Below are 8,071 nucleotides of genomic sequence, written 5' to 3' on the forward strand. Positions count from 1 at the left end.
TATTCGAATTCATGGAACACTGGGCTATTTAACACCGGTGGAATTCAAGCAACAGTCCTTATAAAAGTTGTCCAGTTTAGTGTTGACACACCACTCCAATTAAAGTGAATTACTATGCTCGAATTTAGTGGGTCTATGCTCGAATAAATAATGTAATTTCCCTTAACAACAAAAAAGGGCAATTCAATAAGAGTTTAACTCCTATCAAATCACCCTAACTTTGTTTAAACATTGATTTAACAGCATTTCTACTGCTAAATTTAAATATGGAGACGGCGGGAGTCGAACCCGCGTCCAGAAACTCCAATACTCAAGCTTCTACGCGTGTATCTTGCCTATTTAGGATTCACGCTTCAATAGCCAGCCCCTAGAGCCACAAGCGATTGAGAGCCTTCCATAATTATATACTTAACGATTTTCTCCACTAGAGAGTATTACATATTTACGAACTAGGTTCAAAGACCTTACTGATTCCATTGTATATCAATTAGTTATTAAAAGGAATTGTTTCATAAGCAACCTCAATTCGTATGAGAGTTACAGGTCAACATTACCATTAAAATGTTTTTAACACAGCTTTTACGACCGCCCTGTGGTACTACTGTGAATTCATGTATGACTCTCATCCACAATCCGAACTTCATTATTAACTTTTAATAACATGAAAATTTTACTCCTCAGTTTCAGGAGAGACTAAAATACTAAGACCATCTTCTTCTCCATAATCCCACATTTTCACCCAAGGATATGTGTTTTCAGGTAGAATAAAAGTCCGCATTTCTAATGGTTGAATTGTTGACATATCACATTTTGTGCCATGTACCTCGGTTGCTGGATGTATGCTTACTTCTCTGCCAGTATCGTTATAATATACAAATTTCAAGTTTTCCCCTCCATTTAAGGCACTAAATTCTGTTGGCTTAGATGTAATGTCATACATTACGCTTACAAACGCCAATATAACAACGTTTTCGTTTTTAATTATATCCAGAAAAAACACAGTGCTGAAAACCAATTTGAACTTATTTCCTCCTAGATTAAACTATTTATAATTGGAGTTAATTCGCTTTTATATGACTCATTTTTTCTCTTTAATTCCTCAACTTGAGCATCCAATACCTCAAAGTATTTAGGTATTAAATCCTTAATATAACTATCCATATAACCCCAATCTGGTAACTCACTCTTTTCATTTTCTACGGGTAGTTCAATAATTGTATCTGCTATCGCATCACGGTTAAACTTTGTGCCATAATCAAACTCACCCGTTTTAACTGATTTTTTCATACTCGTTATAATATATAAAGCTATTCTTTCTGTTAATTGAAAAAGCTCCTTCTCAATGCCATTCTCATCTTCTATTAATAATGGTTTTAATACCTGCAAATGACTTTTACCTATAAAATCATTCTTTTGATAGTAAATTGTTTCATATACAGATGTTACTGTATCACTTAGAGTAATAACGTTTCCCTTATTATTAGCAGGATATAGGCTATAACCTCCTAATCCATTATTATTTATAGTATTAGTAATAAAAGGAACTTTACCAACGTCACTAATAATCATGTCATCGTTAACATTACCACCAATAGTATTAGAAGGAGTTATAGAAAAAAGTTCTTTAATTTTAAATCTCTTAAATATCATCATTATCACTCCGTTTACTTTCCTTAGCAATGAAATCTAAATACTTACCGATAGTTTCCAAGAAATCTTCTTCTTTAGGTTTTATATCTGGTAGTGATGCATAATCTTTATACATAAATTTATATTTAACTACTTTTTTCTTCAAAGGTTTTTCGAAATATTCACTATTTGATAATAAAGTATCATCTAAGAAATTATTAACAATATAATCTGTTAAATGTTCGTATATTTTCTCTGTTTTTTCTGAAGGCAACCCTCTTTTAGCACCCTTAGTATGCACTTCATCTTTTTTTAATTTAATAAATGTTACAATATCACCAATCTCTTTGACTTTATTATCAACCTCTATTTCTTCTTTAAATATTTGTTGAAAACCTGATTCAAATACAAATATAGCAACATCTGTACCTACAGTCTTATTTTTTGTTTTAAATTGTCCTTTTGGTAAATCTATAACTGCTAATAATCTATTATTTAAGAAAATTTCTTCTTTTATAGCATCCTGTCTTTCAGTACTTTTATTAAATGTATTTTTAGGAATAATAATTGCGGCTTTCCCACCTTTTTTCATATAGGATAATCCATTTCTTACATATTCTAAATGATTATCGTATGGTGGGTTAAATAATAATTTTGTAAATTCTACACCTTCAAATACAACATCTAATTTTCTTTTTTCACCTGTTAGCTCTTTACCTATTAAAGAATCTCCTCTAAATATATGAGATTTACCATCTCCATGTAACATCATATTGGATACACAAGTAGCAAACATATTAGCATCAAATTCTACACCCCATAGATTTTCTGCTTTTATAGATTCTATTTTCTTTTCCCTCTCTGTTAAAGACAAAGTAGTATCACTCATTATCAAATTTTCAATGCGCTTCATTGCAGCAATTAAAAATCCACCTGTACCTACAGTTATATCTAAGATGTAATCATTTTCATCTATAGAAATTATATCCGACATAAACTTTGTTAAATGACTTGGAGTCAAAACTATATCCCCTGCACTCCCCCCTATAGCCATATACTTAGTAAATATATCAAATAAATAACCTAACAGGTCAATATGTGTGCTTTCTTTCATTAAGTCTACTACAGAATAGCCAACAGCTGACTTAGTTAAGAGTTCATCAGTAATTATTTTCAATGGCATATCCAAAACTTTCCCTTTTTTGTTAATGACATTTGTTTGCAGCTCTGGTTCTTCTTTTATGAAATAAAAACTTCTTAATAACTGTTTTTTCTTGGCAGTATCAAACTTACTTTCAGGAAGCGCTTCTTTAATAGTTTCAAATAATAATGACGGTCCTTTTCTATCATTAAATTGAGCAATAATAGTGTCATCTTCATTTATACCTATTAACAATCCACAAACCAATAGTAATCTTTTATATGGGTCTAATTTCAACGAAACATCAATACTTTTTGATAACTTCGCTGCTACAGATTTTACATGGGTTACATTTTCTATAGAATCAATCGAACTTAACCTTAAAATATCACCATTTATATATGTAGAAAGCTTGTCTTTGCCAATTCTATCCCATTCTTTAAAACATGGTATCTTTACCATTTTTATGTTATCGCCAATATCAACCAATTCTTTTACATACTTATCAATTACTGCACCTTCTTTAAAGAAATATAGAGCATTAGCTCCTAATTCCTCTCCTGCTACAGCAATCCCAAATATTTCTTTTATGTCACTAGTTTTACTTAATAATTCTTTCGCATAGTGATACAAATCAGTTAATGCATACTTATATAGTCCTTCTTCTTTATGCATTGTTTCAAAAGAACCCATTTTTCCGCTATCTTTTTTGTCCTCAATAATAATAAGTCTTTTATTTTTTTCTGCTCTTTTTTTGCCTTCAGAAAAGATACAAAATTCTAATTCCATTCGAGATTCTTTTAAACTTTTAGATAAAAACTTCTTCCCTCGTAAGGGTTTAATCTCAGCATTGCCATTAGAAGGAATTATATAATTATAATTAAATTCACTTGATTCATAACCTTGACTTTTTAATTTATCAATTATTTTAGTATCTACAGAACCTTTTTCTCCCATCAATTCATTCCACCTATTCTATTAATAATACATTTTAAATATCCAATTCTAATTTTAAGTTTTTTCTTTTCGCTTCGACTCAAAATTTCTTTTGATACTGTGTTAGCAAACTTACCTAACACTCTTTTTTATCATCAACTATAAAAAATGTAGAAATTATCCCTCCACCTTAAACAAGAAGAATATAATATTCTATCCCTATTCAGAGTAGAGTATATTAGTGCTTCTAATTTAAATTATACACAGCTATTAGAACTTCGTACAATACCTCAAGAATTTATAAGAAACTTTAAATAGCTCATCGACAAAACCTTTATTATAGTTATCTATAACTCCCATCTTCTCTATTTATCCATTACTATGGAATATTCATACGGTACATATACACTTTCATTGATAGAATTACCTTTAATAACATCATTCTTTACAATTTTATATACAAATAATTTCTTGTGGTAGACGTACATTCTCGTACGAAAGAAATACCTCTATAAACATAATTCTTGCTGATTTTTTGTTATTTCATACGGTATACATATTTAACACAGATTGAGGGGATGGTATAGCTATATTGTAAATTCAATTGTGATACTGGTAATAAGTTGATAAATCCCCCTTTCCATAAACACATATAAAGCTACTTTAAAACTTAATTATGAGTTGTTTTCGCAGTTATACTAGGCAAATGTTTATTTAATAAACGTTAAAAAAGCAATCACTCTTGAATACAGTGACTGCCTTAATAACCATTATTCACTTATTATGTATTTACTTTTTTTATATGAACGATGCTCTTTACTATATTTGTTCTTCTCTACATTATATACTTTATGAGACTTTTTCTAATTATTTTCCACTCCAAAACGTTCGTATATTCGGAATTTTATTCTTTCTTGTATTTCATCTATAACTAGTTGAATACATTTTTTTGAACAGTATTTATCATTAGATTGATGATAATGACCATAAATTCTCCACCAGCTTGTATCATTTTTACTTGATACTTTTTTCTTGCAAGTTTTACATGTAAATCCCCAATCTTTTTTTAATGTTTTTCTAAACTCTGAATTAATTGCACTTGGACCATTTTGAAAAATATAATGTTCAATTTCATTGTCAGCATTTTGTTTTTTAAGCCTAATCATATCTTCTTGGCTCATATTAATATACGCATTTGTCATTCCTTCAATTAAAGAAACAGCTACTTCAGGTTTAATCTCATATCCCCAGTTATCAAAAACACGAACTTTTTCTACTTTTTCTTCATAAACGAACTTATAAGCCGTATTTCTTGAGTTTTTTGTAAATTCCTCTAATATGTTATTTCCCATTAAATCCCTCATTCTTTATAAAATATTTCATAAAACTAAAAGTAAATTAATTTATATTTTTGTCATTTTTCACCCAAAAAGCCACAAAAACATTTTATTAATATAAACATAATTCTTAATTGTTTGATTCAGTAAGGTTTTTTAAGATTATGGGAGTGGAGGTGTTTTATAGAAGTTTCCTACTTTTTAAGCTTTAAATTTTATTTCTTCATTGTTAAGCCACTTATATAATAAAGTTCTCATTCTTAAACTTGGAATATAGACTTTAATTGATTCAGGTTCTTCCTTTCTAATTGCACTTCTCCAAATCCACTGTAATAAATCACTTACAGCTAGTAAATCCTCATTAACCTTAACCCCTACATCTGTAAAAAAGGTCTTTTCGATTGGATTCAAATAACGATTGTAAAAAAAAGCTAAATTCCTCTTGTTTTGATGTTCATTTGTTGCTCTTGTCGTCCATGGAATAAAGCCTATTGTATAACCTTTACCTTGAAGCTTGAACTGCATTGATTTCTTGGTTGTCCATAAGTTATCTTTAGATTTCCCAAAACATCTAAAGTATGTATATAAGTTTTTCTTTAGTCGTCCTACTACTGCATCATTCGCATTTTTTAGCCAAGTTGCAGAGAGTTCATTTCCTCTTACCTTTCCATCTGATACATAGTTATAATTCATCTTCCCTTCATAAATATTAATTAAGTTCTTATATCTACTACGACCTTCTGAATGTGAATCATATTCAACTAAACAGTATGTATTCCCTAATTTTTCAACATCCTTATATGTATACGCTATATTAAATAAATCATAATAATATCTTTGAATTTGCCCATCAAATAAATATGTCAATATGTAAGTTTCTTCAAATAAATCAAACACTTTTGCAGGAAATGTCCAAAATAATACATCTCGATGCAAATAAAGATTCCCTTGCTGTGCATGATATTTTATATTTGCATAGCGACTATCAAATACACCATTATAACTGTCGTCAAGCCAAATTACTTTTCTATCTCTTACTTCAATCTTGTGGGAGTCTAATAGAATCCCAATATCTTGCTTTGTCACCTTTTCCAATTTCTCAATAACATTAGCAACTTCATCTAGAATTAATATGTACCCCGCATCCTTTAATAGTTCCATGACTTCATCATCTAACAATCTAAATAATGCATGGGTTGTAACTATACTCTGTCCGTTTGTAAGTAATTCTTTGAAGTGGTTTAGCTTGCTTCCTTTGCCAAGCTTAGAGTCTGGTTCTACAAGAAATGGACAATCAATTAAAATGTTATTATGTATTTCGTCTAAATAAGGAGAAATGTATATAAACTTTTTACTTTTTTGATGTCGGTTCATATACTCCTTTGACCATGATGTTTTACCTTTCCCCATAATCGAATCAATAACTGTTATTTTTTTCAATTTAAACTTTCCTTTCTATTTTTTAAGGTGCATTAGAATTATTCTATAAAGATGTACTGCATTTTATAATATGCAAAAGTGCAAAAACTAAAAATAAACCCTTTTGTACCAACGGTTTCAGGCTTTACTTCTTAAAAAAGAATATATAAAAGTGCTTAAAATAATGTTTCTTCTTTTTCTCCATTAACAAAACCCAAGCCGTTAAATCTCCGCTTCGCTCCGATTCATCGTCTCCACAGTCACAACTATCGTTGCGACTGTGAAATTATTTTTATTCATGTTGTTATTATGTATAAATGGTTGTCCAATTTAATCTATGTCTTCTATGTCATCTTCATTAAGATGTACTTTACTTATTAATTTCTTTCCTATAATTGTTTCGAATTCTTCTATTCATTTTTATCAAGAAAATTAAGCAAATCAATTACCCCTTGTTTTTTTACTAGTATTCTCCTGAGAAAATATACTATTCAAAGAGTGCAAAGCATTTAAATAGTTACCACCGTTGGTTCCATACAAGAAGCCACTTGCATCATTAATTTCCTGTTCTCTATTCTTTATTTCAAGCAATACTCGTATTTCATCCTCGTGAGGGTCAATCACCTTAGGTAATCCGTACGCATCATATTCCACATATGAATCAATTGATGAACGATATTCATAATAAGCTAACTGAATATCAATCTCATTAATATTCTCCTTAATCAAACCTTTAAACTGCGGAGTTTGAGATAATCGTGTTGTTAGTTCATTCGATACCTTTCTCTCTCCTTTTACCCAATCATAAACAATTTGTAAACTAATGCTAGATTCATCCACTACAACTTCTACTTGATTCATTTCCATTATTTTCATCTCCAATATTTTTTTCTCCAATTTTAAAATTCTGTTGACAACAGATATACTTTTCATGTACTATAGTATTATAGGTATATTATATATTTAAATTAGGAGTGTTCTGATTATAGCACCTTATCTTATTTTTAACAATATATTTTTTTACCATTCCCTCTACATAGCTACAAATATATTATTTCACCCTTACCCAATCACCTTATCCAAATCCTAATTACGTTCAACTAGACTAATCCTAACTTAATCATTTCACCACTTTCAGAATAAAAATTAGCATATACCAATCAATTAATTGTTACAGTTTTTGATTTAATTTATCGAATTCAACTCTCTATTTGTTTCCAAATATTCGTTTACAAAACACCCTGATTGCAGGGACGGAAGTGCTAATAGTATTTACTAGATACTCCTCCTTCACTTTTGTTAAAAGTACCCCCCATTCATCTCAACCCCAAAAATACTTAGTATAAAAAGGTAATTAATTGATTACTACCCACAAGAAATCTCAAATAACTAATAAGACTATCAATATATAAAAACCTGATTTTACCCATTTATTTCTATACACAATCTTTAATAACTTTAGTTTATTCTAGTATCTTATACGAACTATACCCACTCCCCCTTAAAGCAAAATGCTGGTATGTCAACACTAAACTGGACAACTTTTATAAGGACTGCTGCTTGAATTCCACCGGTGTTAAATAGCCCAGTGTTCCATGAATTCGAATAT

Annotated in this window: 6 protein-coding genes; all 6 read right to left on the reverse strand. The window is 29.7% G+C overall.

The window, feature by feature from the left end; translation table 11 throughout:
• Positions 1 to 670: 670 nt before the first annotated feature.
• Positions 671 to 883 (reverse strand): hypothetical protein, encoded by a 213-nt coding sequence (locus ACQKMD_RS21260; protein ID WP_427754510.1) that lies wholly within the window; start codon positions 881 to 883, stop codon positions 671 to 673.
• A 149-nt stretch (positions 884 to 1,032) separates the two neighbouring features.
• Positions 1,033 to 1,650, reverse strand: a complete 618-nt coding sequence (locus tag ACQKMD_RS21265) for a restriction endonuclease subunit S (RefSeq protein WP_427754512.1) — start codon at positions 1,648 to 1,650, stop codon at positions 1,033 to 1,035.
• On the reverse strand, positions 1,640 to 3,727 hold the full coding sequence (locus ACQKMD_RS21270) for an HsdM family class I SAM-dependent methyltransferase (RefSeq protein WP_427754513.1): 2,088 nt from the start codon (positions 3,725 to 3,727) through the stop codon (positions 1,640 to 1,642). The genes ACQKMD_RS21265 and ACQKMD_RS21270 overlap by 11 nt, the downstream gene beginning before the upstream one ends.
• Positions 3,728 to 4,569: 842 nt before the next feature.
• Complete coding sequence (locus tag ACQKMD_RS21275) at positions 4,570 to 5,058, reverse strand: hypothetical protein (protein ID WP_427754514.1); 489 nt, start codon at positions 5,056 to 5,058, stop codon at positions 4,570 to 4,572.
• A 186-nt stretch (positions 5,059 to 5,244) separates the two neighbouring features.
• On the reverse strand, positions 5,245 to 6,483 hold the full coding sequence (locus ACQKMD_RS21280; protein WP_427754516.1) for a DEAD/DEAH box helicase family protein: 1,239 nt from the start codon (positions 6,481 to 6,483) through the stop codon (positions 5,245 to 5,247).
• A 420-nt stretch (positions 6,484 to 6,903) separates the two neighbouring features.
• On the reverse strand, positions 6,904 to 7,329 hold the full coding sequence (locus tag ACQKMD_RS21285; RefSeq protein WP_427754517.1) for a hypothetical protein: 426 nt from the start codon (positions 7,327 to 7,329) through the stop codon (positions 6,904 to 6,906).
• Between the last annotated feature and the right edge of the window lie 742 nt (positions 7,330 to 8,071).

The organism is Viridibacillus sp. NPDC096237 (assembly GCF_050278625.1).
In the GTDB taxonomy this organism is placed as follows: Bacteria; Bacillota; Bacilli; order Bacillales_A; family Planococcaceae; genus Viridibacillus.